The organism is Anaerolentibacter hominis, from assembly GCF_032380675.1.
Classification (GTDB): Bacteria; Bacillota; Clostridia; order Lachnospirales; family Lachnospiraceae; genus Anaerolentibacter; species Anaerolentibacter hominis.
The window spans coordinates 1034815-1061437 of sequence record NZ_JAWDIX010000001.1; the positions used below are offsets into that span (position 1 = coordinate 1034815).

Below are 26623 nucleotides of genomic sequence, written 5' to 3' on the forward strand. Positions count from 1 at the left end.
TAAATGCAGTATATTATTTTGGGAGTAGTGGCAGTTCTGATTTTATGGCTTATTGTTTCCTGTATTAAGATCGTACCTCAGGCACAGGCATTTGTCATCGAGCGTCTGGGCGGCTATCAGGGGACATGGGGAGTAGGCCTTCACTTTAAAGTGCCGATTCTGGACCGGATTGCCAAGAAAGTTGTGTTAAAAGAGCAGGTTGTGGATTTTGCGCCCCAGCCGGTTATCACGAAGGATAACGTAACCATGCAGATTGATACGGTCGTTTTCTTCCAGATTACGGACCCGAAGCTTTTCGCTTATGGTGTTGTCAACCCGATTATGGCAATTGAAAATCTGACGGCGACCACTTTGAGAAATATTATCGGTGATCTGGAACTGGATCAGACTCTGACCTCCAGAGAGATTATCAATACAAAGATGAGAGTTTCCCTGGATGTGGCTACTGATCCCTGGGGAATTAAAGTAAACCGTGTAGAGCTGAAAAATATTATTCCGCCGGCTGCAATCCGTGATGCCATGGAGAAACAGATGAAAGCGGAGCGTGAGAGAAGAGAGTCCATCCTGAGAGCAGAAGGTGAGAAGAAATCTACCATTCTGGTTGCGGAAGGTAAGAAAGAATCCGCTATTCTGGAAGCAGAGGGCGAGAAGGAAGCGGCTATTCTTCACGCGGAGGCAAAGAAAGAGGCTACAATCCGTGAGGCAGAAGGCCAGGCGGAGGCAATCCGTGCGGTTCAGCAGGCGAATGCCCAGGGTATTACATTCCTGAATGAATCCAATCCGACCAATGCGGTTCTTCAGATTAAGAGTCTGGAGGCCTTTGCGAAGGCGGCGGATGGTCAGGCGACTAAGATTATTATACCGTCTGAAATTCAGGGTGTTGCCGGTCTGGTAAAATCTCTGACGGAAGTCGGTGCTTCCAAATAAGAAGCGTGTAAGCAAAGCTGAAATGAGGGGGTGCGAACTATCGCACTCCCTTTTTACATCATAGAAAATACAGAAGTGTTTTTGCAGTGCGCCTGACGCGCAAAGCGGGAATGGTGTTTGCTGAGAGGGAGTTTTAAGAATGCTGGATTTATCAAAGGAATACGGCCTGGTACTGGAGGGCGGCGGTGCGAAGGGAGCCTACCAGATCGGGGTGTGGAAGGCACTGAGAGAGTGCGGCATCAGGATAAAGGCAATTGCCGGAGTGTCGGTGGGGGCTTTAAACGGGGCGCTGATTACCATGGGGGATTATGAGACAGCGGAAAATATCTGGACGAATATCCAGTATTCCAGCATTATGGATGTAAAGGATGATCAGATGCAGTCTTTGATGCACCTGGATTTAAAATCCCTGAATATCCGGACAATCGGCGCGGATTCCATTAAATTTTTGTCGGACAGAGGATTTGACATTACTCCGCTGAAAAATATGATCAGTACCTATATTGATGAAGATAAAATACGCAATTCACCGATTGAATTTATGCTGGGCACTTTTTCCCTGAATGACAGGAAAGAGGTGAATCTGACCGATGCCCAGATGGAGCCGGGCTATATCAAAGATTATCTGCTGGCCAGCGCCTATCTGCCGTTTTTCAAGTCGGAGGAGCTGCATGGAAAGCGCTACCTGGACGGAGGCGTGGTCAATAAAGTGCCCCTGGACATGCTGATCAACAGAGGATACCGGGATATTATTTCCGTCCGTATCTATGGGTTCGGCGTGGAGAGGCGGATTAAGATACCGCCGGAGGTGAGTGTCTATGAGGTGGCCCCCAGGGTAGGTTTAGGCGGGATTATGGACTTTGACAAGGACAGAAGCCAGCTGAATCTGAAGATCGGATACTATGACGGAATGCGTCTGATACGGGGCCTGAAAGGGAAGGTTTATTATATACAGGCGGAGGAACCGGAGGAAGAGTATATCCGTCTGCTGACGGAGATACCGGAGGCGGCCAGAATGGCTCTGATTGAGTGGGCCAGGCTTGACTATACCCGCCCGGAGCTCTATCAGAGACAGATGTTTGAGACGGTATTTCCGGAGGTGGCGGCAGAACTGCGGCTTGGAAAGGACTGGACCTATCAGGATCTGTATATCGCCATGCTGGAACTCTGTGCGAAAGCCCTGCGGATTAAAAAATATAATATTTATACGATAGAGGGCCTGATTACACTGATCGTAAAGAAGTACAGCGCGCTGGAAAAAACGGACGGGCTGCGCTTCCCTGTATTTGTAGAAGTGATTCTGCAGGTAATTATGCTCCACACCAGGGCGGGCATACCGGAGCAGAGCAGCGGGAAAATAGCTGATCAGGAAGAGGATACGTTATTTTCTTAAAAGATTTTCTGAGTAATTGACAAACCTGAAAAAGAATAGTAATGTATAAATATAACAAGAAAATGTAATAAAATACAAACTACCGGAAAATAAGGGGGACCTGAAATGAACATAAAAGGACGTAGTTTTTTAACACTGAAAGATTTTACGCCGGAAGAGATTGACGGCATGCTGAATCTGGCGGCAGACCTGAAGGCAAAGAAGAAACAGGGTATCACAGGAAACAGCCTGAAAGGGAAAAATATTGCTCTGATTTTTGAAAAACCGTCTACGCGGACCAGATGCTCTTTTACCGTCGGCTGTGTGGATGAGGGCGCACATCCGGAATATCTGGGAAGAGATGACATTCAGCTGGGCTATAAGGAGAGTGTGGAGGATACGGCGAGAGTTCTGGGAAGGATGTTTGACGGCATCGAATTCAGGGGCTTTAAGCAGGATACCGTGGAGAAGCTGGCGAAATACAGCGGCGTCCCGGTATGGAATGGACTGACAGATACATACCATCCTACTCAGATCCTGGCAGATTTTCTGACTTTAAAAGAACAGTTCGGAAAGCTGGCCGGTCTGCATCTGGCCTTTGTGGGGGACGGCAGAAACAATATGGCCAACAGTTTGATGATCGGTAGCGCCAAGATGGGACTGAAATTTACGATTGTGGCGCCCGAGAGCCTGTGGCCGGAGCAGGAACTGGTGGATACCTGCAAAGCGTATGCGGCTGAATCAGGAGGCGTCATTGAGATAACGGCAAGCACGGATGGAGTTGCCGGGGCGGATGCCATCTATACCGATGTGTGGTGCTCCATGGGTGAAGAAGAAAAGGCGGCAGAACGGGTTGCGCTTCTGAAACCATATCAGGTAAATGCGGAATTATTTGCAAAAACGGGAAAGGACAGCACTATTTTACTGCATTGTCTTCCGGCGGTGAAGGGAAATGAGGTAACCGGTGATATTTTTGAGAAGTATGCCGATGTAGTCTTTGATGAGGCAGAAAACCGGATGCATACGATTAAGGCAGTTATGGTTGCGACATTGGGCAATGAAGAAAATTAACTGTAATACCAGAATAATTGGCCGGCGCATTGTCAATCTTACGGAGACGGACTCCACCAATCTGGCGGTGCGGAACTTTACAGACAGTGAAGACGGGCACGGGAGCGTGGTGACGGCGGAATATCAGACCGCGGGAAGAGGACGGCGGGGAAGAGGCTGGCATTCGCCGGCTGGAACCGGAATCTGGATGAGCCTGCTCTTAAAACCGGAAATTCCGGTGGAGAAGGTGTCCATGCTCACCCTCATTACGGCGCTGGCAGCAGCTCAGGCCATTGAGGATGTAACGCGGGTTTCGGTACAGATTAAATGGCCGAATGACCTGGTCGGTGCAGGACGGAAGCTGTGCGGTATCCTGACGGAACTTAATATGACCGGCGATCAGATCAAGGATGTGGTGATCGGAATGGGCATCAATGCAAATATGGAATATTTTCCGGAAGAAGTGGCGCAGACGGCCACTTCTTTGCGGCTGTTAAAGGGAGAGGAAATCGATCGGGAAGCAGTGGCGGGCCGATTTCTGGAGCGCTTTGAGGAATATTATGATATATTTTGTGCCGATCTTGATCTCTCCCGTCTGAAAGCTGATTATGAACGGCGGCTGGTGAATAAGGACCGTCGGGTGCGTATCCTGGACCCGGCAGGGGAATATGAGGCGACGGCGCTTGGAGTCGGAGAGACGGGGGAACTTCTGATCCGTCTGGCCGACGGCAGCTGCAGGGAAATCGGCGCCGGGGAAGTCTCGGTCCGGGGTATCTACGGGTACGTATAAAAGAACCGGATAATTATTATTGAAGTCCTGCCCGCCGGATGGTAAAATACGAGAAAGGCGGCAGAATGCCTTTTAAGGATAGAAAAAAGAGGTGGAGGACAGGATATGAGTGTGGTGCTCTGTGCATCCAATGCATATGAAAGAAAATATTATCTGAATGAGGAATTTGACAGTCTGCCTCAGCCGGTGAAGGACGAGCTCCAGATCATGTGTGTCCTTTTTACAGAAGATGTGGGAGGAATCCTCTCGCTGGAGTTTGACGAGGAGGGAGACCTGTATCTGAGCGCGATGGCCGACGAGAGTGATCTGCTCTATGATGAGATTGGAAGCGGTCTGAAGATTAAGGAGATCCGGGAGACAAAGCAGGAGCTGCTGGAAGCACTGGAACTGTATTATAAAACGTTCTTTATTATGGAAGAGTGAAGAAGGAAGAATGAATAACGGAGTAAGTTGAAAGTTGTATTTAAGGAGGAGTTTGGTTATGGTTCGTCATGTGGTTATGTTTCGGTTTGCCGAGGAGGCGGAGGGACGCTCTGCGGCGGAGAATGGGATGATTGCGAAGGAGATGCTTCTGGCTTTAAAGGGAAAGATCAGTGAGCTTAAGGCGATTGAGGTCGGCGTTAATATGGCGGAAGCGGACGCTGGGAATTATACGGTCTGTCTGACCTGTGATTTTGACAGTATGGAAGACTTGAGTGTTTATGCGGTGCATCCGGAACACTTGAAGGTGGTTGAGTTTATTAAAAAGGTGAATACGTCCAGAGCCTGCGTGGATTATACTATTTAAGGGGCGCTGCGTACGTTTCAGAATGGAGATTGCTATGCTGTTAGCGGTGGATGTGGGGAATACGAATATTACGTTTGGCGTTTTTGACGGACAGAAGTTGTCCGGGACTTTCCGGCTGACCACGAAGCAGCCGAGAACTTCGGATGAATATGGAAGTACCATTTTAAGCCTGTTAAAGCACCGGGAGGTGGATGCGGCCCAGATTGAGGCTGTCATCATTTCTTCTGTTGTGCCGAATGTGATGTATTCTTTTACGAATGGGATAAAGAAATATCTTAGAATTAATCCCATGATTGTGGGCACCGGGACGAAGACCGGCATCCGGGTAAAGACGGCAAACCCCAAGGAAGTGGGAGCGGACAGGATTGTGGATGCCGCTGCGGCTTTTGAACAGTATGGCGGGCCCATTCTGGTGATTGATTTTGGGACTGCCACTACCTATGATCTGGTGACGGAGGATGGCACGTTTGCCGCAGGCATTACAAGTCCGGGTATCCGGATCTGCGCGAATGCGCTGTGGAACGATACTGCCAGACTGCCCGAGGTGGAGATCGCCAAGCCGGCTTCTATCCTGGCGAAGGATACGGTGACAAGTATGCAGGCGGGACTGGTGTATGGCTATATCGGTCAGACCGAATATATTATCCGGAAGGTGCGGGAGGAATACGGCCATGACGGGCTCAAGGTAGTTGCGACCGGAGGCCTTGGAAAGATCATTGCGGATGAAACCGGGGAAATCGGAATTTATGACAGGCATCTTACCCTGACCGGTCTTCGGGTAATCTATGAAAAAAACAAACCGAAAGGAAAATGCTGAGGCGTTGGGCCTCGGGTTTCAGAAAGATGAGTATTCAGATAGGAAATGTAAACGTACAGGGCAATTTAATACTGGCACCGATGGCAGGGGTTACCGACCTGCCATTTCGTTTGCTGTGCAGGGAACAGGGGGCCGATCTGATCTATACGGAGATGGTCAGTGCCAAGGGTATCTACTACAATAATAAGAACACGGAGGCCCTGCTCCAGGTGAGGGAAGCGGAACGTCCGGTGGCTCTCCAGCTTTTTGGCAGTGATCCGGTCATTATGAGTGAGATGGCCAGGAAGATTGAAGAACGAAATTTTGATATCCTGGATATCAACATGGGCTGCCCGGTGCCGAAGGTTGTCAATAATGGAGAAGGCTCCGCCCTGATGAAAAATCCTCTGCTTGCGGGAAAGATCGTGGAGGCTGTGGTAAAAGCGATCCGCAAACCGGTTACGGTTAAATTCCGGAGGGGGTTCGGCAGGGAGGAGGATACCGCCGTGGAATTTGCAAAAGTGATGGAAGCGGCGGGTGCGGCAGCCGTGGCCGTCCATGGACGTACCAGGGAGCAGTATTACAGCGGCAGAGCCGACTGGGACGTGATCCGTCGTGTGAAAGAAGCAGTACAGATTCCGGTATTTGGAAATGGGGATGTAGACTCCCCGGAGTCCGCACAGGCTATGTTTCAGGAAACAGACTGTGACGGGATTATGATTGCCAGGGGAGTACGGGGAAATCCCTGGCTGTTCGGCCAGATCAAGCATTATCTGGAAACCGGTGAAAAGCTGGAGGGGCCGGATATCCATGAAGTAGTTGAAATGATTCTCCGGCATGCCAGGATGCAGCTGGAATTTAAGGGGGAGTTTACCGGCATACGGGAAATGAGAAAGCATGTGGCCTGGTATACCTCCGGTTATCCCAAATCTTCGAAGCTGCGGCAGAAGATCAATGAAATTGAGTCTTACTCCGATCTGGAAGAACTGATGAGAAGGTGGGAGGGGAGAGAGGAAAGTAAGGAATAATGAAAAATGAAGAATGAAGAAGGAAGAATGAAGATGGAAGAGTGAAGAACGTAGTAAGATGGGGAAGGTAAGCTCTTCACCCGCAGATGTGCTGTGGTTTTTCATCGTTTCTTTGGAACATTTTTACTTTTTAGTGGGATTTTCACCAAAGATTTTCGGGGATTCGGTTTTGTCTTCGGTATTATTTACAAAATTATAAAATTTTGTTGCTTTTTAAGGTGTTTAATAGTAGGATATTCAAAGGAAAGACAAATGTCCGCCTGAGAAAAACATGCGGAGGGGGATTTGTCTTTTCTATCTATATTTGATCGAATATGCAGCATGTTTACCGGATACCGGTTATGGGAGCGGGATGGCTGTGAAAACCAGGATGGAGGAGAAGTGTGTTATGAGTGATAAATTGAGAGTTGGTATTTTAGGCGGAACCGGAATGGTTGGTCAGCGTTTTATTTCCCTGCTGGAGAATCATCCCTGGTATGAGGTTACGACGATTGCGGCCAGTCCCAGAAGTGAAGGAAAGACTTATGCGGAGGCAGTGGGCGACCGCTGGAAGATGGAGAAGCCCATGCCGGAAGCGGTTAAGAATATAGTTGTTATGAATGTGAATGAGGTGGAGAAGGTTGCTTCTCAGGTTGATTTTGTTTTCAGCGCTGTGGATATGAGCAAGGATGAGATCAAGGCCATTGAGGAAGCATATGCGAAAACAGAGACGCCGGTTGTCTCCAATAACAGCGCCCACAGATGGACCCCGGATGTGCCGATGATTATTCCGGAGCTGAATCCGGAGCACAGCGAGGTGATTCCGGCGCAGAGAAAACGTCTCGGGACGAAGAGAGGATTTATCGCGGTGAAACCCAACTGCTCGATCCAGAGTTACACTCCCGCTCTGCATGCGCTCAGAGAGTTTGGCGTGAAGCTGGTTGTGGCTACCACCTACCAGGCAATATCAGGCGCGGGCAAGACATTTAAGGACTGGCCGGAGATGGTGGGAAATATTATTCCTTATATCGGCGGCGAGGAAGAGAAGTCAGAGCAGGAGCCGTTAAAAATTTGGGGCAAGGTAGAGGATGGCCAGATTGTGAAAGCGGAAGGCCCGGCAATCACCTGTCAGTGTATCCGCGTACCTGTGCTGGATGGCCATACCGCCGCTGTATTTGTCAATTTTGAAAAGAAACCGACGAAGGAAGAGATTCTGGACCGTTGGAAAAATTATAGAGGGGAACCCCAGGAACTGAATCTTCCCAGCGCTCCGAAGCAGTTTATTCAGTATCTGGAGGAGGATAACAGACCTCAGGTTGCACTGGATAAGGATTTTGAGAACGGTATGGGAATTTCCATGGGCCGCGTAAGAGAAGATTCTGTATTTGACTATAAGTTTGTCGGCTTATCCCACAATACAGTCCGGGGTGCCGCCGGCGGCGCAATTTTGTGCGCAGAGCTTCTGACGGCTAAAAAATACATTCAGAAAAAGGATTGATCCTGGAATATAATACGAAAAAATAGAAAAGGGCAGCTGCCGGAAGAATTTTTCCGCCGGCTGCCTTTTGGTTGCGGCACAATTATTTTGTACTATTTGGGCCAGGCCTGTTCCCGAAACAGCCGCCGGGTGCATATGATAATATGCACGAGTAAACTGTGAAAATCATGCTGATGCAGGAATTTTCACACGACTGTTTGTGTGGGAGCGTCACAAATAGCGTTGACGGCAGGTGGGAACCGCAGATGTGTTTCTCACCATCCCGCCGCGTAAACGTTCCAGAAAGGGGAATACGATGAATCTGTTTGAAAATGGCTTCGGCAGTGCAGGAATGCGGCAGGGCTGTCAGTGTAATCAGCTGACCATTCTGGTGCCTGCGCGCGGAACAACAGTAGATCGTCTGCCTTACGTCGAGGGGATTGGAACACCCGGCTCCGGAATTCAGGTTGTCATTGACCATGCCGCCTGTCTCTGCACAGAGGTCGGACCGGACGGAAGATGGGGCGTGACCAACACTGCTGTTCTGGCAAATGGAGAGCACACCATTACGGTAAAACAGGACAATTGCGGATATATCAGCTGCAGGACCATTTCCTTTTATCTGAGATACCAGGATATCATACCTGCGCCGGTGATTACCTACCCTGCGGACGGCCAGATAATCGGTGAGAGCCAGCCCATTATTTCGGGAACAGGAATAGCGGGCAATGTTGCAGTGATATGTCTGAATCAGCGGGAGTGCCTGGAGGCCGCTATTGGCCCGGAAGGCACCTTTAAACTCCGCTTTGACGATGTACTGCCGGATGGAGATTATGTCATTACCGGTACCCAGAGGGATATGGAGGGCAACTCGGGAACTGTTGTTCAAAATCGTTTTGGAATCAGAACCCAGGGCCGTCAGTAGTCCTGACCCGGCAAAAACGCCGCTTTTAGATCTTGGTGTCCTGCTTGAGGGCATCGTATCGTTGAAGCGGCGTTTTTGTATTCTATCTTCTTTTTGCATTCAGTATATTAGTATAGTTAGGACGTCTTATCAAACCACTGAGTTTTAAGCGAACTCATTCCGTGGACCATAATATTTTCCGCGATGGCTGCGATTTCCTCCGCACTGCTCTTCATACCTTCGGCAAGCCATTTCTGAAGCAGGCCGATGCAGCCCGCGCTGACAAATGCGTAGAAAAATTCGATTTGCTTGGGGCTGGCCGTATCAAAAAAACGGGAATAGGCTTCGATACATTTTTCCTGGCCCAGATTAATGAGCCGGAGTGCAAATTCTTTGTCGCCGAAATCTCCTAGTGTAATGGTACAGATATCAGCATTATCCTTCAGACACTGAAAGATCTCCGTTGTTATCTCCACCGGTGTGAGAGTACCCTGTTCGGTGGAGAGAAGAGGCTCCAGCGCTTTCTGAAAATCTGCCATCATTTCCGACTCCATCTTGGTCATCAGATCATAAATATCCGTGTAGTGGGAGTAAAAGGTTCCGCGGTTAATTCCGGCCGTTTCACACAGTTCCTTGATTGAAATACTCTGAATCGGCTTTTGGCGGAGCAAATCAGTAAAGGCTCTGCGGATTAATAGTTTCGTGACACGGGTTCTGTGGTCGGTAACGGTCTTGGCCGGCTGAGCCGGTTTCTTCTGGTTCATTGCGGACCTCCTCCGGGGCGGAATTTGTTCTGTTCATCACCAGACTGGAAAGAACTCTTTCCTGTCTGCCTAACAACGCTGCCCTCATTTGTATTAATTATAGAACATATATGAAAGAAAAACAACAGAACTGTATGATTGTTAATGCGAAGTTGTGATTGACAAAATGTGGAAACAGTGTATAGTTATAATTAATAATAATTATTGTTATTGTTTTACGTGATATACAATAAGACGGTTCGCGAAGCGTGCCGGTGTTTGTTTCATCACAGTAACAAAAAACGGAATCTGGCAGGTTATAGAAGTAAGGATCAGATGTAATCTGAAAAAGGAGGATTGGAAACGTATGAGTAAGTATGTGTGTTCTATTTGCGGCTATGTGTACGATGAGGCGGCGGGGATTCCTGACCGGGGAATAGCTCCGGGCACCCGGTTTAAGGACCTGCCGGAGGACTTTACCTGTCCGGTCTGCGGTGCGCCAAAGGCCGTGTTTACCGGGCAGCAGGAGGAAGCGGCGGTGAAGGAGCCTGAGCGGGAAGAAGATGATGGGGAAATGCGCGAGATGAGCTATGGTGAACTGAGCGCCCTGTGTTCAAACCTGGCAAAGGGCTGTGAAAAACAATATCTTTCCGAGGAAGCCGGCCTGTTCCTGGAACTGGCGGCATATTATGATGACCGGGCAGGGGATGATGGCAAAGCCGGTCTTGACGAATTAAGCCGGATGGTGGAGGAGGATCTGCAGAAGGGCTATGCGCGGGGAAATGAGGCGGCTATAGCCGCTGCCGACAGAGGAGCGAAACGAGCTCTTTTGTGGGGCGAGAAAGTAACCAGAATGTTGTCCTCTCTTTTGGAACGGTTTGAAAAAGAAAAGGAGGCTATGCTGTCCGGTACTCATGTTTTTGTATGTGAGATATGCGGATTTATTTACATAGGAGATAAGGCTCCGGAGATTTGTCCGGTCTGCAAGGTGCCGGGAATGAAACTGACTGAGATTACACAGGTGCAAAGGGGGTAATACGATGCGTGCAGTTAGAAATATCAGATTATGTACAAAGGACTGTCTCTGTCTTTATGTTTGTCCGGTGGGAGCCACCGATACGGAGACGGGGCAGATTGATGCTTTCAAATGCATTGAGGGCTGCCGGCTCTGTGTAGATGCATGTCCGTCTCATGCGATCTCCCTGGTACCGGATCAGTATTCGCCCCAGCAGAAAAAGGACCAGGCAGTGATCAGGGCAATGCGTGCCCTGGCGGAAAGCAAGACGAAGCAGGAAAGCGCGGCGCAAAAGGCCGCGGAATCTTCCGAAGATCCGTTTGTCCGCCAGTTTGCATCAGCGATTGCAAAATCCAACCGGATTATGGCTGAGGATATTCTGCGTGAAGCAGGTTATATGCTCCCGCAGAGCCGCAATACCCATGATTTTTTGGAAAAACTGCTGAAAGAGGCGCAGGGCCGCAGGGATTTCCCTATGGACGCGGTAAAACGGCTGATCGAGCTGCTGCCATGTAATGAGTAAGATCATATTCGACAGAACAAAATCAGGAACTTCCTTTTGCCAACCCCATATAATACAGTAAAAGCATTTGCAAGAGGTTTGTTATGGCAGACTATAATCAACCGGCAGTTCCAGGATTCGGCCCATCCGGTTCTGTTACACCTGAACTCCCTGATGATAATACACCGGCAGCACCGGGATTCGGCCCGGTGGGACCTGTCACTCCGGAACTTCCCAATGATAATCAGCCGGCAGCGCCAGGCTTCGGACCAGTGGGCCCCGTTACGCCCACACTTCCGGATATGAATCAGCCGGCGGCTCCGGGATTCGGCCCAGTGGGGCCCGTTATGCCCGAACTTCCGGACATGAATCAGCCGGCAACACCGGGATTTGGCCCGGTAGGCCCTGTTACCCCCACACTTCCGGGAAATAATGGAACCGGAAATCTGTGGAGCTGGGGCGTAGTAGCTCCTATTTTCAGCAATGGGGCAGCAATCGCCCATGTAAGATTCTATAATGCTGCTGCGATCAGAGAACCGCTGGATGTTTATCTGAATAATCAGCCGGTTATCTACGATCTGGATTACACAGAGTATACGGATTATCTCCATATTATACCTGGATTTTACCGGGTAACTGTCTACCGCAGGACCAATCCGGGCGAGGCAATTATCGATGTAAGAGCACAGTTTAAACGGAATACAACTTATACAGCTGCTATTCTGGGTGATGCTTCCGATTATTTCCTTCAGCTTCTGACCTGCTGATCAATTTAATATTGAAACCGGAACGCCGTCATAGAATGCGTTCCGGTTTTTTGATAGGCAGGAATATGCTGCCGTAGAAGGAGTAAGAAGAACTTCTCCCTTGTGAAAATGGCTGTGTATTAGTATAATGAAAAATAGTGAGCGAAGCATTTAAAAAGGGCCCAGGTTTTTATGAAGTGAAGGAACGAACGAAAAAATATATGAGTTATAAAACAGGCAGAGGAGCCAATTGTGAGAAAGACAAGAAATAGAACATGGATTATAGTATCATTGCTGATTGCAACGGTGTTTCTATTGCCCGGCCAGGATAAAATCGGACAGGCTTCTTCCGGGGGGAATCGTACTGTAAAGGTGGCGTTTCCGGTCCAGGAGGGTCTTACCTATCTGGATGAGTATGGTAATTACAGCGGATATACCTATGAATATCTGGAAGAGATTGCTCAATATACAGGATGGGACTATGAATTTGTTCAGGCAGAGGGTAATCTGAATGATAGTTTATCTGTGCTGCTTGAAATGCTGGAAAAAGGAGAAGTCGATCTGATGGGTGCCTTGGTGTACAATGAAGCCCTTGGAGACTTGTATGACTACTCTGCCACCAGTTATGGTACCTCGGATACCGTGCTGCAGGTGTTGTATGATCAGGCGCAGATTGTGCCGAATTCCCAGATGGAGCAGGTCTTCCGGATTGCAATAATAGAGACAGCCAGCCGGATTCGCCAGGAAGTGGAAGATTATTGCAGCATGAACCAGATTACGCCGGTCTATATAGACTGTAAGAATCAGGAAGAACAGGTACAGGCACTGAAGGACGGTCGGGCGGACGTTATGGTAAACAGCAGTATGAACTATATAGAGGGGCTGCGCTCTATTGCCCATTTTGCGCCGAAGCCCTTTTATTTTGTGACGACAAAAGGAAAAAATACCGGGCTGATGGAAGAACTGAATGCAGCAATATTAAATATTAAACAGGTTGACCCTTATTTTTCCACTACGCTGTTTGAAAAATACTTTTCTCCCGCAATGAACGAAATTCTGTTGTCTGAGGCGGAAGAAGAATATGCGGCGCATGCCGGAGTGTTAAAGGCTGGGGTGCTGGTTGATCAGCCGCCGTTTCAGTATCAGAATAAGGATGGTGAGCTGAGCGGAATTGGAGTGGGCCTGCTTCAGTATGTTTCAGAGCACACCGGACTGCAGTTTGATCTGGTGGCTGTGGAGTCAACGGAAAAATTATACGAGATGATTCAGAGCGGGGAACTGGACCTGGTGGCCGGTATGCCGTACAGTTACGAAGTGGCAAGGAAAGAAGGACTGTCCATGTCGAGAGCCTATATTTCTTCCCAGTATATCCTGCTGATGAATGAAGACAACCAGGAAGAAAATATAAAGGAAAAACGCCTTGCTATCGCAGACACCTATACAGGAACAGAGGAATTTGCCGGACAGGATATCAGATATCCTTCGGTTAATGAGTGTGTCCGAGCGGTGTCGGAGGGTGATGCTGATTATACCTATGTGGATGCCTATACGGCTCAGTATTATCTGAACATGCCGGAATACCGGAACCTGAAAATGATTCCCCAAAGCTATGAGTCAAGCCAGGTCTGCTTTGGAATCACAAAGCCTGCGGATCATGAACTGCTGTCAATCCTGAATAAAGTGGTGACCTCAATTGCTGAGGCTGACATGCAGGGGATTATCAATCAGAATACCATTCTGAAGCCATCTTATTCACTGCTGAATGTGATTCGGGTGAACCCGGTGGAAGCAGTTGTCCTCCTTGTTATTATCTTTTTATCAATTATTGCCGTTTTGTTAGTATTTCTGCGGGACAGAGCAAGAAGGAGCAAAAAGAATGCGCTTGAACTGAAAAAGCATTTTCGCGTTTATGCACTGGTCAATGAATCCTTTTTTGAATATGATTACAAGGCCCGGACGCTGGTCGTGTCGATCCCGAAACAGGGGGAATATGAGAAGGCGGAATTAATGAAATATGATTTTAGCAAACCTTCTCAGGATCAGGAAGACGACCGGAAACGCCAGGAATTTTTAGATATAATTACGCATCAGGAAAACGGTGTAAGAGAAGTGAGGATGTATTATACGGACAATCAGTATCACTGGGTAAATCTTGCGCTGGACACGGTTTATGACGGAGACCAGCCTGTTTATACACTGGGCAAGCTTCATCTGATTGACGAAGAAATGCAGGAGAGGAATGCACTGCGGGAAAAAGCACAGTTGGATAGCCTGACCCATCTTTATAATGCAGAAACGGTCAGGAACCTTGTTATTCAGAATATACAGCTGCTGAAGGAGGGCAAAAGTGCTGCTTTGATTTTGGTGGATGTGGATCATTTCAAAAGGATCAATGATACCTATGGCCATATGGCCGGTGATAAGACTCTTTGCCAGGTTGCCGATTATCTCCGGAACAGTGTAAGGGCCGGTGATGTCGTGGGAAGGCCGGGGGGAGACGAGTTTATGATCTACCTGAACGGCGCAATAGACCGGTATGGTTTGGAAATAAAATGCAAAGATCTGTGCAGAGGCATAAATGAGTTGGAGCTGGATGGACAGGAGCCGCTCAGCATCAGCATCGGCGCTGTGAGAGCACTGCCGGGAGACGAATACGAAGTCCTGTATAAAAAGGCGGATGAGGCGCTCTATGTGGCCAAGGGCCGGGGCAGGAACCAGTATAAAATTGCGGAGAGGGAAGAAGAGGGACAGGAATAATGTTTCAGGATATTGAACCGCATCACTATCACAATGAATACAGGAAAAGAAAACCAGAGACAGGGGATTATGTGGTATTCTATAACGGCGGCAGAGTCGTGCTGGAAAGAACGGAGACGGGGATGATCCTGCCGGAGTTTAAGTCTGTTCAGGAAAATATCCCGAAGCCGGACCGGGAATACCGGTATTTATTTTCAGTAGACGGAACCGCTTTCTTCCTTTCCTTGGAACAAATAAAAGAGACAAAACGATTCCAATACTGCAATATGCGGGTGTTCAGGGAATTAACGCCGTCCTGGCTGGCATTTGCGGGAGCGACCGCGTCTCATCTGGCCTGCTGGTATGACACGCACCGCTTCTGCGGAAAATGCGGCAGAACCCTGATACATAAGGAGGATGAAAGAGCGATGGTATGTCCGGCATGCGCCATAGTGGACTACCCGAAAATTTCTCCGGTGGTAATCGTGGGCATAGTAGACGGAGAGAGGATTCTGCTGACCCGGTACGCGGGAAGAAACTACAAAAAACATGCTCTTGTGGCAGGCTATATCGAGATTGGAGAATCCCTGGAAGATGGACTGAGGCGGGAAATTATGGAAGAAGTAGGGCTTAAAGTAAAAAATATCCGCTATTATAAGAGTCAGCCCTGGGCATTTTCCCAGTCAGTACTGATGGGATTTTTTGCAGATCTGGACGGACCTGATTCGATTGAGCTGGATACCGGAGAGCTGGCGGAAGCGCAGTGGTTTAAAAGAAGTGAGATCCCGCGGGATGATACCAGCCTGAGCCTTACCTGGGATATGATTGAGGCGTTTCGAAATGGTTTGATCATGGAAGCAGATAAGACTCCCACCTCTATAGGTGGTGAGTAAATAACAAATTCGTCTTGGTGGGAGCCTAGTCTCTTTCCAAGATAAAGCCTCCGGCGGATTGCAGAGCCATTATGTCATGCAAAGCATGACGTGCGGCTCGCAGCAAGTACGCCGAGGCGTACTTGAAAAAATAACAGTGGGTGAAAACACAGCGTTTAAATAAGAGACGGGGGCGGACAGGTAAACTGTTTTGCGCCCGTCTCTTTCTGCATCGGTTCAAATTATTTCTTATGGTAAATGAGATGACAGATTGGATCACCTCCGGCAATCGTCTTTTTCAGGTTTAATTTGCAGCCATAAGCCTCTCCGATGCCCCGGTCTCCGCACATGGCGATATCACAGAGCGTGGCGATCTCTTCATCGCTGCAGCCTGCCTTTTGCCAGGCCTTAACCAGAGGACAGTAGTGAAACTGTATCTCCAGCCTGGAATCGGTGCAGTTTATAATCTTCATTTCAAATATCCACTGAGCCGGCTTGGTAAAAAGGGTCTTCCTCAGGCCCTTCAGGCTGGTGGTTTTACCCTGGCGGATTAAATCCCTGCCCTGCCCCAGGCCGCAGCGCCGGATGGCCGCACTGCTGAATTCTTTTGGATCAAGACCCCGCTTTCTGCCTTCATCGCAGAGCAGATAAAGCCATGCGGCACGCTGTTCCAGCTGACCGCGCACGGCCCGGATCAGAGCAAATTTAATTCGGGGTTCGTTGTGAATTTTACTCATGAATCTACCCATTCCTTTCCCGTTTTGAGCCCTACTATAACAGGAACAGGCCCAAACCGCAGGGTTGAAAGATTCTTTCAGCCCTTATCTTTTGTATGTTTCTTGCCGTTTCTGTGTCTGTGCCCGGATCAGACGGACAGATCCCTGATGCAGAACAATACCGTCCCCGTCGCTCAGACGCACCACATATTTATGCCGGCGCTGCTCGTAATCCCGGGCCCGCTCCTCGAAATGATCGAAGCGGGACAGAAAACGATGGTAGTGAGGCAAAATTTCCAGATCGGTCAGCCCCATTCCCGCCGTATCGGAAAGTCCGGTCAGACGGTTGAGACCGGGTGTATATTCCCCGATCAGGTCAAACTGTTCCTGGAGAACCAGGCTGCCGGCACTGACCCCGATAATCAGTTTCGTCTTCTCCAGCGTGTGAAAAACCGGCTTCAAATTTTTCCGGCGCAGCTGATGGAGAAGAAAATAGGGATTTCCGCCGATTAATTCGATGACGTCATACTGGTTCAGGCAAGATGGATCTTCCAGCTCAATATCCATGTAAGTAACAGAGAGCCCGAGAGAATATAACTCTTCGGTCAGACGGGGAACCGACCAGTCCTTTTCCTTGCGGGCTGCGGCTGCAGTGGTAATCATCACCGCGCTGCCGGCGCCGGATAAAAATTTGCAGGCTTCCTCCTTAAGCTCCGGGGAGGAAAGACCGTCTGAGGTTAACAGCAGCATCAGAAGCCCCCTGATAATTAAAATGATAGCATAGTGTCGATGGACAAGCCAGTCCTAAAACGGGTTTGTTTCGGCTGCTGCACTAAAGTCTGCCCAGATCGGAGGAAAAAGATGCGGCCGGATTCTGACCGAGCTTTAAGCACATCTGGATAAAGGCTTCCGCTGAATCAGTCAGATATTTATGTTCATGAAAAATAATGTAAAACTTACGGTCAAAGGATACATCCCGAAGAGGTACTGTGCAGATGGTACCTTCTTCCAGATCTTTTTTGACAAGCAGATAGGGCAGTACCGAGAGTCCCAGGCCGGCCTCCACTGCCTTTACGATGGCCTGCGTGCTCACGCTCTCCCAGACCGGTTCGATGTCCATATGATGCAGAACAAGTGTGCTGTCCAGAATCTCTCTTCCGGAGCTGCCTTTCTCCCGGAGAATGAAATCATAGGCGGTGATCCGGGAGAACTCAACAGGAGCTTCCTTTTGTATCGGATGATCCGGAGAGCTGATCAGAACCAGCTTGTCATCCAGAAAAGGAATTTGTTTAACGTGAGGGTGCCGGGGGATGCCTTCGATCAGGGCGAAATCCACCTGGTTATTCAGGACACTTTCTTCCGCCTGCTCCGAATTGTAGACGGAAGCCTGGACACGGATCTGGGGATAGGCAGTGCGAAATTGCCGGACCAGATCGGGCAGATAAAAATTGCCGATGGTAATACTGGCGCCGATCCGAAGGGTGCCCAGCATATCCCAGTTCCGGATGCTTTTTTCCATCTCATCAAAGAGAGAAATGATGTGGGAAGCATAGCCGTAGAAATGGATACCGCTTTCAGTGACATAGAGACGTCTGGATATCCGGTCGAATAGTTTTACCCCATAGTAATCTTCCAGCTCCTTCACCGCCAGGCTCACCGAAGGCTGAGCCAGATGGAGCAGCTGAGAAGCTTTCGTAATGCTGCTGTTTTCATAGACTGCGACAAAGATCCGCAGATGGCGTATTGTCATAATGTAGTCTCCTGTTATTAATATGGACGCCAAAAGCACCCTTGGCGCAATGCGCTGTGTCATGTTATATGGTAAGCAAGCTTACACATCAACATCTGGTACAGCGCCAGTGCAAAGCACTGTTTTGGCGTCCAAATTGAATACATAACAATTTCATTATATTTTATATCAAATAATAATATTTTACTTATATTCTATACTGGAATAAGATAGAAAGCAAGGGATGAAGTGTGAAGCAAAAGCGGTTTCACACTATTATTATGTTGAATTATTATTCAGGAGGTAGGAGAGGAAGAAATGAGTGAAGAAAAAGTAGCGGCCGGACGCGGAAAGGCGGATGGCAAAGTGCTGAGAAAACTGTTTTTCTCGACACTGTATCTGAGTACGTTTACCTTTGGGGGAGGCTTTGTTATCGTTACCCTGATGAAGAAAAAGTTTGTGGATGAACTGCATTGGCTGGAAGAGGATGAGATGCTGGATCTGACTGCGATAGCCCAGTCCTCGCCGGGAGCGATAGCGGTCAACGCCTCGATCCTGCTGGGATACCGGGTTGCAGGCATGGTGGGGGCCATGGTTTCTATACTGGGAACGATTCTGCCGCCTCTTGTTATTCTGTCGGTCATTTCCCTGTTCTATCAGGCGTTCCGGGACAATGTCATTGTGAATGCGGCGCTGAAGGGGATGCAGGCCGGTGTGGCTGCCGTGATTATGGATGTTGTGATCAACCTGGGTACCAATGTAATGAAGAAAAATCAGAAGCTGCTGTCGGCATTTCTGATGGTCGCTTCCTTTGCGGCAACCTTTGTATTTAAAGTTAACGTGATCTATATTATTCTGATCTGTATCGCAATTGGAATTGTGAAGCACTTTGTGCTGGCAAAAAGAGAGGGGGCTGACAAATCATGATTTACCTGCAGTTGTTTTTAAGCTTCCTTCAAATCGGAGCATTCAGTATCGGCGGCGGCTATGCGGCCATGCCCCTGATCCAGAACCAGGTGGTAACGCTGCATGGCTGGCTTACTATGACGGAATTTACGGATCTGATCACCATTGCGGAGATGACTCCCGGACCGATTGCGGTCAATTCAGCCACATTTGTGGGGACACATATCGCAGGTCTCCCGGGCGCGTTAATCGCCACAGCCGGCTGTATCCTGCCGTCCTGTATTATTGTTTCTATTTTAGCGTACTGCTATTATAAATACAGACAGTCCACCATGATTCAGGATGTATTAAGCACGCTGCGTCCGGTGGTGGTAGCGCTGATCGCCTCCGCGGGACTCAATATTCTGATTATGGCCTTCTGGAACGGAACCTTCTCTTTGTCCGGCATTCTGGATGCCAACTGGGCAAATGTGGTATTCTTTGCGATAGCAATGTTTTTGCTGCGGAAATTTAAAATGAATCCGATCCATGTCATGCTGCTGTGCGGGCTGGCGGGAGTGGTCACAAAGGTGGTCCTGAAAATATAAAAATAGTGAGAAAAAATAAAAGCGCCTTGAAAGGCGCTTTTATTTTTTGACGGCCGCTTTGCGGCCAATTCTTCTTTTCATCTGCCGTTATAAATTACTCTTCAAATTCCAGCACATCGTCCTTGCCCTTGGGAAGAACCAGAGCCAGGATAATACCTACTACAGCAGCCAGCGCAAGACCGGAGATGGTCACTGTACCGGTGATCGGGATACTGTCGCAGCCAATTCCGAGAACCACGATGATCGAAGCGATCATCAGGTTTCGGCTGTTGCCGAAGTTTAATCTGGAATTGATCAGGATACGGACGCCGACCGCCGCGATCATACCGTAGAGAACGATACTGATACCGCCGCTGACAGGACCGGGAATACTGGAAATAACCGCCCCGAACTTACCGATCAGTCCCAGGATGATGGAGAAGACAGCCGCGATCCGGATGATAGACGGATCATAGTTCTTGGTAACTGCCAGAACGCCGGTGTTTTCACCGTAGGTTGTATTGGCAGGGCCGCCGATCAGTCCTGCAAATGCGGTAGCGATACCGTCGCCCAGGATTGTTCTGTGGATGCCGGGGTCTACCATAAAGTTCTGACCGCAGACCGCACTGTTGGTGGTGATATCGCCCACATGCTCGATCAGGGTGACAAAAGCGATAGGCGCAATGGCCAGGATGGCATCCGCCCGGAATACCGGTGCGCATAAAATCTGGGACAGCACGTCCTTATCCGCAACGGAGAAGAAATGTGCGGCGGAAACGCTGGACAGATCCAGAAAGCCCATGGGGATGCAAATCAGATAACCGACTATGATAGCAAACAGAATCGGCATCAGGTTGAACATGCCTTTTGCAAAGACGGAAATGATGACAATGGTAGCCAGCACGCAGGTGGTGACCAGCACTGCCTTCAGACTGAACTCTCCATTATAATAGAAGGCGGAACCGATTGCCGTGGAGCTTAAACGCAGACCGATTACGATAATCATAGGACCGGTTACAATAGGCGGAAGCAGCTTATTTACCTTCTCATAGCCTACCAGTTTAATCAGCAGGGAGAAGACCATATAAATAAGGCCGGCCACAATCAACGCTCCCTTTACTGCCGCCAGCTTGTCCAGAAAATCAGGATCGCCCATACGAGAATCCCCTATCACTGCTATAATACCGCCCATAAAGGCAAAACTGGAACCTAAAAATACAGGTACTTTTCTCTTTGTTACCATGTGGAAAATCAAGGTTCCGATACCGGCAGCGATCAATGTGATGGATGTATTCAGACCTGTAAGAGCCGGAACCAGTACCGTCGCACCGAACATAGCCAGTACATGCTGAAGCCCCAGAATCAGCTTCTTTGAAAAACTTTTTTCCGCAACATTATTCCCCATAACGGAAAACCCCTCCTTTTTGTTATTGCTATGCCGTAAAGTCCGGTAAAAAATAGAAGAACAGGCCGTTTCAGGCCGCAGTAAAGGCTCCGAATCGCTTCCTGATGAAACGAAAGCGGAGCCTTCCCATCATTTTAAACCCCACGATATGACATAGTCTGTCAATCTAGGATTAAGTATATTTTATATCAATTTGGCTGTCAATAGATTTTCCTTGCAAAATAGGAATAAAAAGGCTATTATAATACCATCTGTCAACATGGAGGGAAAATGGCTCTGTGATGACGGATCGAAGACAAATTGCATAGGAGGAATGACTTTGAAGAAGCAAAAGTTATCATTGTTTTTCATTCTGGTAACCCTGGCAGCTGTACTCTGCGGATGCAGTGACGGCAAGCAGGAGAAGGGGCCGGATGAATCCATTCCGCCGGCAGAGTCAGGGACGGCAGAGGAACCCGTTTACGGGGGATCGGTCGTCGTAGGAATTCAGCAGGATATTGATAGTCTTGACCCACACAAAGCAGTAGCGGCAGGAACGAAAGAAATTCTGTTCAATATTTATGAGGGCCTTGTGAAGCCCGACAAAGACGGAAATTTAGTTCCGGCAATAGCCGAAAGCTATACGGTGGCTCCGGATGGAAAGAGCTGTACCTTCGTTTTGAGGGACAATGTTACTTTCCACAATGGAAATCCCGTGACAGCCGAGGATGTTGTCTATTCGATCAAACGATGCGCCGGTCTACTTAAAAACGCGGAGCCAACCGTGGTGGTAGAGAAGGCGCTTTCTCATATTATAGAGGTGAATACCCCGGATGAGAAAACGGTGGAAGTGGTGCTCGATGAGCCCAATACGGAGATCGCCGGCTATCTGACATGTGCTGTAATTCCTTCTGACAGTAAGGATCTGGAGAAAAATCCGGTTGGAACCGGACCGTTTAAATTCCAGTCCTACACGCCGCTGGAATCACTGATTGTTGTAAACAACGACGCCTATTACGGGCAGAAGGCATATCTGGATGAGGTAACCTTTAAGATGGTGGCCAATACCGATGCGGCATTTATGGATCTGCAGAGCGGTTCCATCGATATTTATGCCTATCTGACAAGCGACCAGGCGGCTCAGCTGGAAGGAACCTTCCGGATTGAGAAGGGGACGTTAAACCTGGTGCAGGGAATCTTTCTGAACAATAAATCAGAACTATTTTCCGACAAGAGAGTCCGTCAGGCGCTGAACTATGCCGTGGATCGTCAGGGCATACTGGATATGGTAGGAAACGGAGACGGCCATATTCTGGAGAGCGACATGTTTCCGGGCTTCGGTATTTATTATTCGAAAGAAGCGGAAATGACCTATGAGCGGGACGTGGAGAAGGCTAAGGAGCTGCTGAGAGAGGCGGGCTATCCCGAAGGGATCTCCTTTACCATGATTGTCCCTTCTAATTTCCAGTATCATGTGTCCACTGCCCAGGTTGCGGTTGAACAGCTAAAGGAAGCCGGAATCCATGTAACGCTTAAGACAGTGGAGGAGACCACATGGCTGAGTGACGTGTATACAGACCGGAATTATGACGCCACCCTGTACGGCCTGGCGGCCAAGGTAGTAGTACCGGGAAGAGTGATGGAACGGTATGCGTCGGAGGCGTCCAACAATTTTATCAACTATTCAAATCCGGAATATGATAAGGTGCTGGAGAAGGCGTTAAAAGCCACCGATCAGCAGGAGAAAATTGACTGCTATAAAGAACTGCAGCAAATGCTTGCAGATGATGCGGCCTCTGTATATTTACAGGACCCGGCCCATTTGATCGCGGTGAATCCCAAGCTGAAAGGCTATACGTTCTATCCGGTATTTGTTCAGGATATGTCAACGATCTACTATACAGCAGAGTAAATACTGCTGAGCCATAAGGAGGGTCAGGAATGAGATATGCATTGAAGAAATGTGCTGCGCTGGCAGCCACACTGCTTATCATGTCGTTCCTGACCTTTTTGGCGTTTCAGGTGATACCGGGTGACAGTGCGATGAAAAGCCTGGGAGATTCGGCCACGCCGGAGCAGGTAGAGGCTCTCCGGGAGGAGATGGGTCTCAATAAAAGTCTGCCGGCCCGGTATGGAATCTGGCTGAAAGGAGCGCTGAGGGGCGACTTTGGAGAATCGGCAGGTTTTTCTATGCCGGTGAAGGAACTGATCCGGGATAAGATGAAGGTGACGGCTGCGCTGGCAGGCTTGTCACTGTGCCTGATTCTGGTTTTTTCCGTGCCGCTTGGACTGACCGGAATCGGAAGACGTTCCGGGCGGAAAGGGGGATTCTTTTCCTTATTGAATCAGTTTGTAATGGCGATTCCCCCATTCTTTCTGGGGATGCTGATCACACTGGTGTTTGGTTTGCTGCTGAAATGGTTTGTGCCGGGAAGATTTCCTGGAATGAACAGCAGCTTTCTAAACATTGTCTCCTGGATGATATTTCCCGCGGTCGCTGTGGCAGTCCCCAAAATAGCCATGATGGTAAAGTTTATGCGCAGCTCTGTCTTTTCACAGATGAATCTGAATTACGTGAGGACGGCGCGGAGCAAGGGGATGACGGAGCGCAGGGTTCTTTACGCTCATGTGCTGAAAAATGCCATGATACCGGTGATTACCTTTCTGGCCATGATTATTGCTGATATCTTTGCCGGAAGTATCGTGGTGGAGCAGGTCTTTAATCTGCCCGGCATGGGACGGCTGCTGGTTGTTTCCATTGCAAACCGGGATTTTAATGTGGTGCAGGCAATTGTACTTTATATTGCCTCGCTGGTTCTGGTTACCAATGTGATTGTGGACGTGCTGTATCATAAACTAGATCCCAGACTGAAACTGGAGCAATAGAGCGCCACAGGCAACCGGTATTGAGCGGCAGGATCATGGAACGATGGGGAAGAATGCAGAATGGAAAGGAGGGCTGCCAGATGGAAGAATACGGTGATATTCATGGAAATCCAAAACGATCTGCCGGACACGGCAGGATATATCAATGGCTCAGAAGCAGAAATGGAAACTGCCGGCTGGGCCTGCTCTTTGTGGCAGTTATCCTTTCCCTTGTGTTTGTCAGCCTCTTTTTTACGCCTTATGATCCAGATGCTATGAATGCCGGGCTAAAGCTGGACGGCCCCAGTCTTTCTCATCCCTTCGGCACCGATCAGTTTGGCAGAGATATTTTAAGCCGTGTGATGGAAGGAACCAGGACAACCTGCCTGATTGCCCTCATCACGGTGGCGGCGGGAGGCGGCATCGGTACAATACTGGGCGCACTGACCGGATATTTCGGCGGCTGGCTGGATGAGATTCTGATGAGAGTGAATGATATGATTGCCGCTTTCCCCAGTATTCTGCTTGCACTGGTTCTGATCAGCGTGATCGGGACCGGAAAATATAATATTGTAGCGGCTTTGTCGATTATTTTTATACCCAGCTTCGCCCGCATGGTGAGAGGTGAAGTGGCGGTGCAGAAGGAGCGGGACTATGTGAAAAATGCCCGGGTGATGGGCGTATCTCACCTGCGGATTATTTTCGTCCATATCCTGCCCAATATTCTGCCGGTACTCCTTTCTGCGATTACGATCGGCTTTAACAATGCGGTCCTTGCGGAGGCGGGGATGAGCTTTCTGGGACTGGGAGTGCAGCCTCCGGATTCCAGCCTGGGACGGATGCTGTCCGAAGCCCAGGGATTTCTTCTGAATGCACCCTGGTATGGAATATTTCCTGGACTTATCCTGGTCATTACCGTGCTGGGCTTTGGCCTGATCAGCGAGAACAGCAGAGATAAATGAAGAAGGAAAATTGAAGAGTGAAGAGTGAAGAACGCGGGAAGATAAGGAAAAAGGAAAAGTGAAGAGTGAAGAACGCAGAACGCAGGAAGATAAGGAAAAAGGAAAAGGGAAGAAGGAAGAACGCAGGAAGATAAGAATGAAAAAATAAATGACGCAGGTAGAGAAGTATTAAGATGAAGGAAGGATTGACATGGAGAAGCATTTTCTGACAGTTTCAGATCTTACCATCCAGGTGCCGAGAAGGCAGGATGGACGCAGTGTTTTGGAGACGGTTGTGAATGGAATATCCTTCTGCGTTCATGAGGGCGAGGTGGTGGGCCTGGTTGGAGAATCCGGGTCCGGCAAGTCGATTACCGCCCTGGCTGTTATGAACCTGAATTCTGAGGAAACGATTCTGTCATCCGGTTCTATCGTCCTGAATGGCATGGACCTATTAAAGGTGAAGAAGGATGAACTCAGATCTATACGGGGCAGCGAGATGGCTATGATTTTTCAGGAGCCGATGACTTCTCTTAATCCGGTTCTGACCGTTGGAAGGCAGCTGGAGGAAATGCTGCTTTTGCATAAGAATATATCCCGGCGGGAGTGTTATGAAGAAGTAATCAAGAGGATGGGAGAGGTAGGATTAAAGCATCCTGAGACCATATACCGGCAATATCCTCACAATCTGTCCGGAGGGATGCGTCAGCGTGTGATGATTGCCATGGCGATGTTATTAAAGCCCAGGCTGTTGATTGCGGATGAGCCGACAACCGCGCTGGATATTACGATTCAGGCTCAGATTATCTCTCTGTTAAAGCATCTCAATGAGACGTATCATACGGCGATATTATTTATCTCCCATGACCTGGGAGTGGTAAAAAGCCTGTGCAGCAGAGTTCTTGTAATGTGTGATGGAGATATCGTGGAGGAGGGGCTCACCGATAAGGTACTCTACGCCCCGGAGCATGCTTATACAAAAAGGCTGCTGGCTGCCGTCCCTACATTAAAAACCAGATTGCGGGACGATTCAGAGCGGGGAAGCGGCACAGAGCCATCATATATCTGCCGGGCAGAAAATGTTGCGGTATCGTTTGAAAAACCCCGCAGGGGCCTCTTTCAGAAGAAGGAAAGAAAAAAAGTGCTGAAAGGTATTTCCATGGCTGTTAAGTGTGGGGAGATCCTGGGTATCGTGGGAGAAAGCGGCTGCGGAAAAACCACACTTGCCAGAACGATTGCCGGCTTACTCAAGCCGGAAGAGGGAACTATTTCGCTGGAAGAAAAGCCGGGTCTGGTATTTCAGGACCCATATGCCAGTCTGAATCCGGCGAAAAAGGTGGGATGGATTCTGGAAGAACCGCTTCGGGTAGCCGGAACGTATTCACGGGAGGAACGCAAAAGACGGGTCCGGGAGATGATAGGGCAGATTGGAATGAAGGAGGAGTACCTGGACAGTTACATCTCCGAACTGAGCGGAGGCCAGCGGCAGCGTGTGGCAATTGGGTGCGCCCTGATGGAGCAGACGAAGTTCCTGATTCTGGACGAGCCGGTTTCTGCTCTGGACGTGACGATCCAGGCCCAGATTCTGGAGCTGCTGGCAGAGCTTCAGGAAAAACAGGGGCTTACTTATTTATTTATCTCCCATGATCTGAATGTGGTGTATCAGCTCTGCGACCGGGTACTTGTGATGCACCGGGGCAATGTGATTGAGGCCGGTCCGGTGCAGGAGGTTTATGATAACCCGCGGGAGGAATATACGAAGGAACTGATTCGGGCGATACCGGAAATTTAG

The 26623-nt window shown here is 49.0% G+C and carries 26 protein-coding genes; 21 read left to right on the top strand and 5 right to left on the bottom strand.

Going from position 1 to position 26623, the window contains the following annotated elements; all coding sequences use genetic code 11:
- The first annotated feature begins 3 nt into the window (after nt 1-3).
- From ABCW47_RS04800 to ABCW47_RS04845, 10 genes are all read left to right on the top strand, one after another.
- A complete protein-coding gene (locus tag ABCW47_RS04800; protein WP_343208722.1) occupies nt 4-927 on the top strand; it encodes an SPFH domain-containing protein in 924 nt (307 codons plus the stop codon).
- A gap of 139 nt (nt 928-1066) precedes the next feature.
- Nucleotides 1067-2320, top strand: a complete 1254-nt coding sequence (locus ABCW47_RS04805) for a patatin-like phospholipase family protein (protein WP_343208723.1) — start codon at nt 1067-1069, stop codon at nt 2318-2320.
- A gap of 105 nt (nt 2321-2425) precedes the next feature.
- Complete coding sequence (gene argF, locus ABCW47_RS04810; protein WP_343208724.1) at nt 2426-3370, top strand: ornithine carbamoyltransferase; 945 nt, start codon at nt 2426-2428, stop codon at nt 3368-3370.
- Nucleotides 3357-4139 (top strand): biotin--[acetyl-CoA-carboxylase] ligase, encoded by a 783-nt coding sequence (locus tag ABCW47_RS04815; protein ID WP_343208726.1) that lies wholly within the window; start codon nt 3357-3359, stop codon nt 4137-4139. Before argF ends, ABCW47_RS04815 begins: the two co-directional genes overlap by 14 nt.
- A gap of 105 nt (nt 4140-4244) precedes the next feature.
- The gene (locus ABCW47_RS04820; RefSeq protein ID WP_343208727.1) at nt 4245-4562 is read left to right on the top strand and encodes a DUF6145 family protein; all 318 of its coding nucleotides are present in this window, start codon (nt 4245-4247) and stop codon (nt 4560-4562) included.
- Nucleotides 4563-4620: 58 nt separating this feature from the next.
- The gene (locus ABCW47_RS04825) at nt 4621-4926 is read left to right on the top strand and encodes a Dabb family protein (RefSeq protein WP_343208728.1); all 306 of its coding nucleotides are present in this window, start codon (nt 4621-4623) and stop codon (nt 4924-4926) included.
- A gap of 34 nt (nt 4927-4960) precedes the next feature.
- Entirely contained in the window at nt 4961-5743 is a 783-nt protein-coding gene (locus ABCW47_RS04830; RefSeq protein ID WP_343208729.1) for a type III pantothenate kinase, read from the top strand.
- Between the two features lie 26 nt (nt 5744-5769).
- Entirely contained in the window at nt 5770-6750 is a 981-nt protein-coding gene (dusB, locus tag ABCW47_RS04835) for a tRNA dihydrouridine synthase DusB (RefSeq protein WP_343208730.1), read from the top strand.
- Between the two features lie 388 nt (nt 6751-7138).
- Nucleotides 7139-8227: an aspartate-semialdehyde dehydrogenase gene (asd, locus tag ABCW47_RS04840; RefSeq protein WP_343208731.1), complete on the top strand. Its 1089-nt coding sequence runs from the start codon at nt 7139-7141 to the stop codon at nt 8225-8227.
- A 295-nt stretch (nt 8228-8522) separates the two neighbouring features.
- Nucleotides 8523-9131 carry an Ig-like domain-containing protein gene (locus ABCW47_RS04845; RefSeq protein WP_343208732.1) on the top strand — a complete coding sequence of 203 codons (609 nt, stop codon included), beginning with the start codon at nt 8523-8525 and terminating at the stop codon, nt 9129-9131.
- Nucleotides 9132-9247: 116 nt separating this feature from the next.
- Here ABCW47_RS04845 and ABCW47_RS04850 read toward each other — a convergent pair whose 3' ends face one another.
- The gene (locus tag ABCW47_RS04850) at nt 9248-9874 is read right to left on the bottom strand and encodes a TetR/AcrR family transcriptional regulator (protein WP_343208733.1); all 627 of its coding nucleotides are present in this window, start codon (nt 9872-9874) and stop codon (nt 9248-9250) included.
- 346 nt (nt 9875-10220) lie between these two features.
- Between ABCW47_RS04850 and ABCW47_RS15120 the strand changes: the two genes are divergently transcribed.
- The 5 genes from ABCW47_RS15120 (at nt 10221) to nudC (ending at nt 15745) form a co-directional block, all read left to right on the top strand.
- Nucleotides 10221-10889, top strand: coding sequence for a rubredoxin (locus tag ABCW47_RS15120; RefSeq protein ID WP_425516053.1), 669 nt, complete (start codon nt 10221-10223; stop codon nt 10887-10889).
- 4 nt (nt 10890-10893) lie between these two features.
- Nucleotides 10894-11391: a 4Fe-4S ferredoxin gene (locus ABCW47_RS04865; RefSeq protein WP_343208734.1), complete on the top strand. Its 498-nt coding sequence runs from the start codon at nt 10894-10896 to the stop codon at nt 11389-11391.
- An 83-nt stretch (nt 11392-11474) separates the two neighbouring features.
- Nucleotides 11475-12137 (top strand): DUF4397 domain-containing protein, encoded by a 663-nt coding sequence (locus ABCW47_RS04870; RefSeq protein ID WP_343208735.1) that lies wholly within the window; start codon nt 11475-11477, stop codon nt 12135-12137.
- A 231-nt stretch (nt 12138-12368) separates the two neighbouring features.
- Nucleotides 12369-14873 carry a transporter substrate-binding domain-containing diguanylate cyclase gene (locus ABCW47_RS04875; protein WP_343208736.1) on the top strand — a complete coding sequence of 835 codons (2505 nt, stop codon included), beginning with the start codon at nt 12369-12371 and terminating at the stop codon, nt 14871-14873.
- Nucleotides 14873-15745, top strand: coding sequence for an NAD(+) diphosphatase (gene nudC / locus ABCW47_RS04880; RefSeq protein WP_343208737.1), 873 nt, complete (start codon nt 14873-14875; stop codon nt 15743-15745). Before ABCW47_RS04875 ends, nudC begins: the two co-directional genes overlap by 1 nt.
- A gap of 221 nt (nt 15746-15966) precedes the next feature.
- Here the strand turns inward: nudC and ABCW47_RS04885 are convergent, their stop codons facing one another.
- The 3 genes from ABCW47_RS04885 to ABCW47_RS04895 form a co-directional block, all read right to left on the bottom strand.
- Nucleotides 15967-16461, bottom strand: coding sequence for an L-2-amino-thiazoline-4-carboxylic acid hydrolase (locus ABCW47_RS04885; RefSeq protein ID WP_343208738.1), 495 nt, complete (start codon nt 16459-16461; stop codon nt 15967-15969).
- Between the two features lie 84 nt (nt 16462-16545).
- Entirely contained in the window at nt 16546-17190 is a 645-nt protein-coding gene (locus ABCW47_RS04890; protein WP_343208739.1) for a Type 1 glutamine amidotransferase-like domain-containing protein, read from the bottom strand.
- Nucleotides 17191-17272: 82 nt separating this feature from the next.
- Nucleotides 17273-18190: a LysR family transcriptional regulator gene (locus ABCW47_RS04895; RefSeq protein WP_343208740.1), complete on the bottom strand. Its 918-nt coding sequence runs from the start codon at nt 18188-18190 to the stop codon at nt 17273-17275.
- Between the two features lie 297 nt (nt 18191-18487).
- On the opposite strand from ABCW47_RS04895, the gene ABCW47_RS04900 reads away from it, so the two are divergent.
- Nucleotides 18488-19096 carry a chromate transporter gene (locus tag ABCW47_RS04900; RefSeq protein WP_343208741.1) on the top strand — a complete coding sequence of 203 codons (609 nt, stop codon included), beginning with the start codon at nt 18488-18490 and terminating at the stop codon, nt 19094-19096.
- A complete protein-coding gene (locus tag ABCW47_RS04905; protein ID WP_343208743.1) occupies nt 19093-19662 on the top strand; it encodes a chromate transporter in 570 nt (189 codons plus the stop codon). Before ABCW47_RS04900 ends, ABCW47_RS04905 begins: the two co-directional genes overlap by 4 nt.
- Before the next feature lie 94 nt (nt 19663-19756).
- Here the strand turns inward: ABCW47_RS04905 and ABCW47_RS04910 are convergent, their stop codons facing one another.
- On the bottom strand, nt 19757-21046 hold the full coding sequence (locus tag ABCW47_RS04910) for a uracil-xanthine permease family protein (RefSeq protein WP_343208744.1): 1290 nt from the start codon (nt 21044-21046) through the stop codon (nt 19757-19759).
- A gap of 313 nt (nt 21047-21359) precedes the next feature.
- Here ABCW47_RS04910 and ABCW47_RS04915 point away from each other — a divergent pair, with 313 nt between their 5' ends.
- The 4 genes from ABCW47_RS04915 (at nt 21360) to ABCW47_RS04930 (ending at nt 26623) form a co-directional block, all read left to right on the top strand.
- Nucleotides 21360-22937, top strand: a complete 1578-nt coding sequence (locus tag ABCW47_RS04915; protein ID WP_425516054.1) for an ABC transporter substrate-binding protein — start codon at nt 21360-21362, stop codon at nt 22935-22937.
- 29 nt (nt 22938-22966) lie between these two features.
- Entirely contained in the window at nt 22967-23911 is a 945-nt protein-coding gene (locus ABCW47_RS04920; protein ID WP_343208746.1) for an ABC transporter permease, read from the top strand.
- A 35-nt stretch (nt 23912-23946) separates the two neighbouring features.
- On the top strand, nt 23947-24852 hold the full coding sequence (locus tag ABCW47_RS04925) for an ABC transporter permease (protein WP_343208747.1): 906 nt from the start codon (nt 23947-23949) through the stop codon (nt 24850-24852).
- Nucleotides 24853-25042: 190 nt separating this feature from the next.
- Nucleotides 25043-26623: a dipeptide ABC transporter ATP-binding protein gene (locus tag ABCW47_RS04930; RefSeq protein ID WP_343208748.1), complete on the top strand. Its 1581-nt coding sequence runs from the start codon at nt 25043-25045 to the stop codon at nt 26621-26623.

Excerpts from the sequence above, each read along its gene's own strand:
- ABCW47_RS04800 (WP_343208722.1), top strand. The coding sequence starts at position 4 with ATGCAGTATATTATTTTGGGAGTAGTGGCAGTTCTGATTTTATGGCTT.
- ABCW47_RS04805 (WP_343208723.1), top strand. The coding sequence starts at position 1,067 with ATGCTGGATTTATCAAAGGAATACGGCCTGGTACTGGAGGGCGGCGGT.
- argF (WP_343208724.1), top strand. The coding sequence starts at position 2,426 with ATGAACATAAAAGGACGTAGTTTTTTAACACTGAAAGATTTTACGCCG.
- ABCW47_RS04815 (WP_343208726.1), top strand. The coding sequence starts at position 3,357 with ATGAAGAAAATTAACTGTAATACCAGAATAATTGGCCGGCGCATTGTC.
- ABCW47_RS04820 (WP_343208727.1), top strand. The coding sequence starts at position 4,245 with ATGAGTGTGGTGCTCTGTGCATCCAATGCATATGAAAGAAAATATTAT.
- ABCW47_RS04825 (WP_343208728.1), top strand. The coding sequence starts at position 4,621 with ATGGTTCGTCATGTGGTTATGTTTCGGTTTGCCGAGGAGGCGGAGGGA.
- ABCW47_RS04830 (WP_343208729.1), top strand. The coding sequence starts at position 4,961 with ATGCTGTTAGCGGTGGATGTGGGGAATACGAATATTACGTTTGGCGTT.
- dusB (WP_343208730.1), top strand. The coding sequence starts at position 5,770 with ATGAGTATTCAGATAGGAAATGTAAACGTACAGGGCAATTTAATACTG.
- asd (WP_343208731.1), top strand. The coding sequence starts at position 7,139 with ATGAGTGATAAATTGAGAGTTGGTATTTTAGGCGGAACCGGAATGGTT.
- ABCW47_RS04845 (WP_343208732.1), top strand. The coding sequence starts at position 8,523 with ATGAATCTGTTTGAAAATGGCTTCGGCAGTGCAGGAATGCGGCAGGGC.
- ABCW47_RS04850 (WP_343208733.1), bottom strand. The coding sequence starts at position 9,874 with ATGAACCAGAAGAAACCGGCTCAGCCGGCCAAGACCGTTACCGACCAC.
- ABCW47_RS15120 (WP_425516053.1), top strand. The coding sequence starts at position 10,221 with ATGAGTAAGTATGTGTGTTCTATTTGCGGCTATGTGTACGATGAGGCG.
- ABCW47_RS04865 (WP_343208734.1), top strand. The coding sequence starts at position 10,894 with ATGCGTGCAGTTAGAAATATCAGATTATGTACAAAGGACTGTCTCTGT.
- ABCW47_RS04870 (WP_343208735.1), top strand. The coding sequence starts at position 11,475 with ATGGCAGACTATAATCAACCGGCAGTTCCAGGATTCGGCCCATCCGGT.
- nudC (WP_343208737.1), top strand. The coding sequence starts at position 14,873 with ATGTTTCAGGATATTGAACCGCATCACTATCACAATGAATACAGGAAA.
- ABCW47_RS04885 (WP_343208738.1), bottom strand. The coding sequence starts at position 16,461 with ATGAGTAAAATTCACAACGAACCCCGAATTAAATTTGCTCTGATCCGG.
- ABCW47_RS04890 (WP_343208739.1), bottom strand. The coding sequence starts at position 17,190 with ATGCTGCTGTTAACCTCAGACGGTCTTTCCTCCCCGGAGCTTAAGGAG.
- ABCW47_RS04895 (WP_343208740.1), bottom strand. The coding sequence starts at position 18,190 with ATGACAATACGCCATCTGCGGATCTTTGTCGCAGTCTATGAAAACAGC.
- ABCW47_RS04900 (WP_343208741.1), top strand. The coding sequence starts at position 18,488 with ATGAGTGAAGAAAAAGTAGCGGCCGGACGCGGAAAGGCGGATGGCAAA.
- ABCW47_RS04905 (WP_343208743.1), top strand. The coding sequence starts at position 19,093 with ATGATTTACCTGCAGTTGTTTTTAAGCTTCCTTCAAATCGGAGCATTC.
- ABCW47_RS04910 (WP_343208744.1), bottom strand. The coding sequence starts at position 21,046 with ATGGGGAATAATGTTGCGGAAAAAAGTTTTTCAAAGAAGCTGATTCTG.
- ABCW47_RS04915 (WP_425516054.1), top strand. The coding sequence starts at position 21,360 with ATGACTTTGAAGAAGCAAAAGTTATCATTGTTTTTCATTCTGGTAACC.
- ABCW47_RS04920 (WP_343208746.1), top strand. The coding sequence starts at position 22,967 with ATGAGATATGCATTGAAGAAATGTGCTGCGCTGGCAGCCACACTGCTT.
- ABCW47_RS04925 (WP_343208747.1), top strand. The coding sequence starts at position 23,947 with ATGGAACGATGGGGAAGAATGCAGAATGGAAAGGAGGGCTGCCAGATG.
- ABCW47_RS04930 (WP_343208748.1), top strand. The coding sequence starts at position 25,043 with ATGGAGAAGCATTTTCTGACAGTTTCAGATCTTACCATCCAGGTGCCG.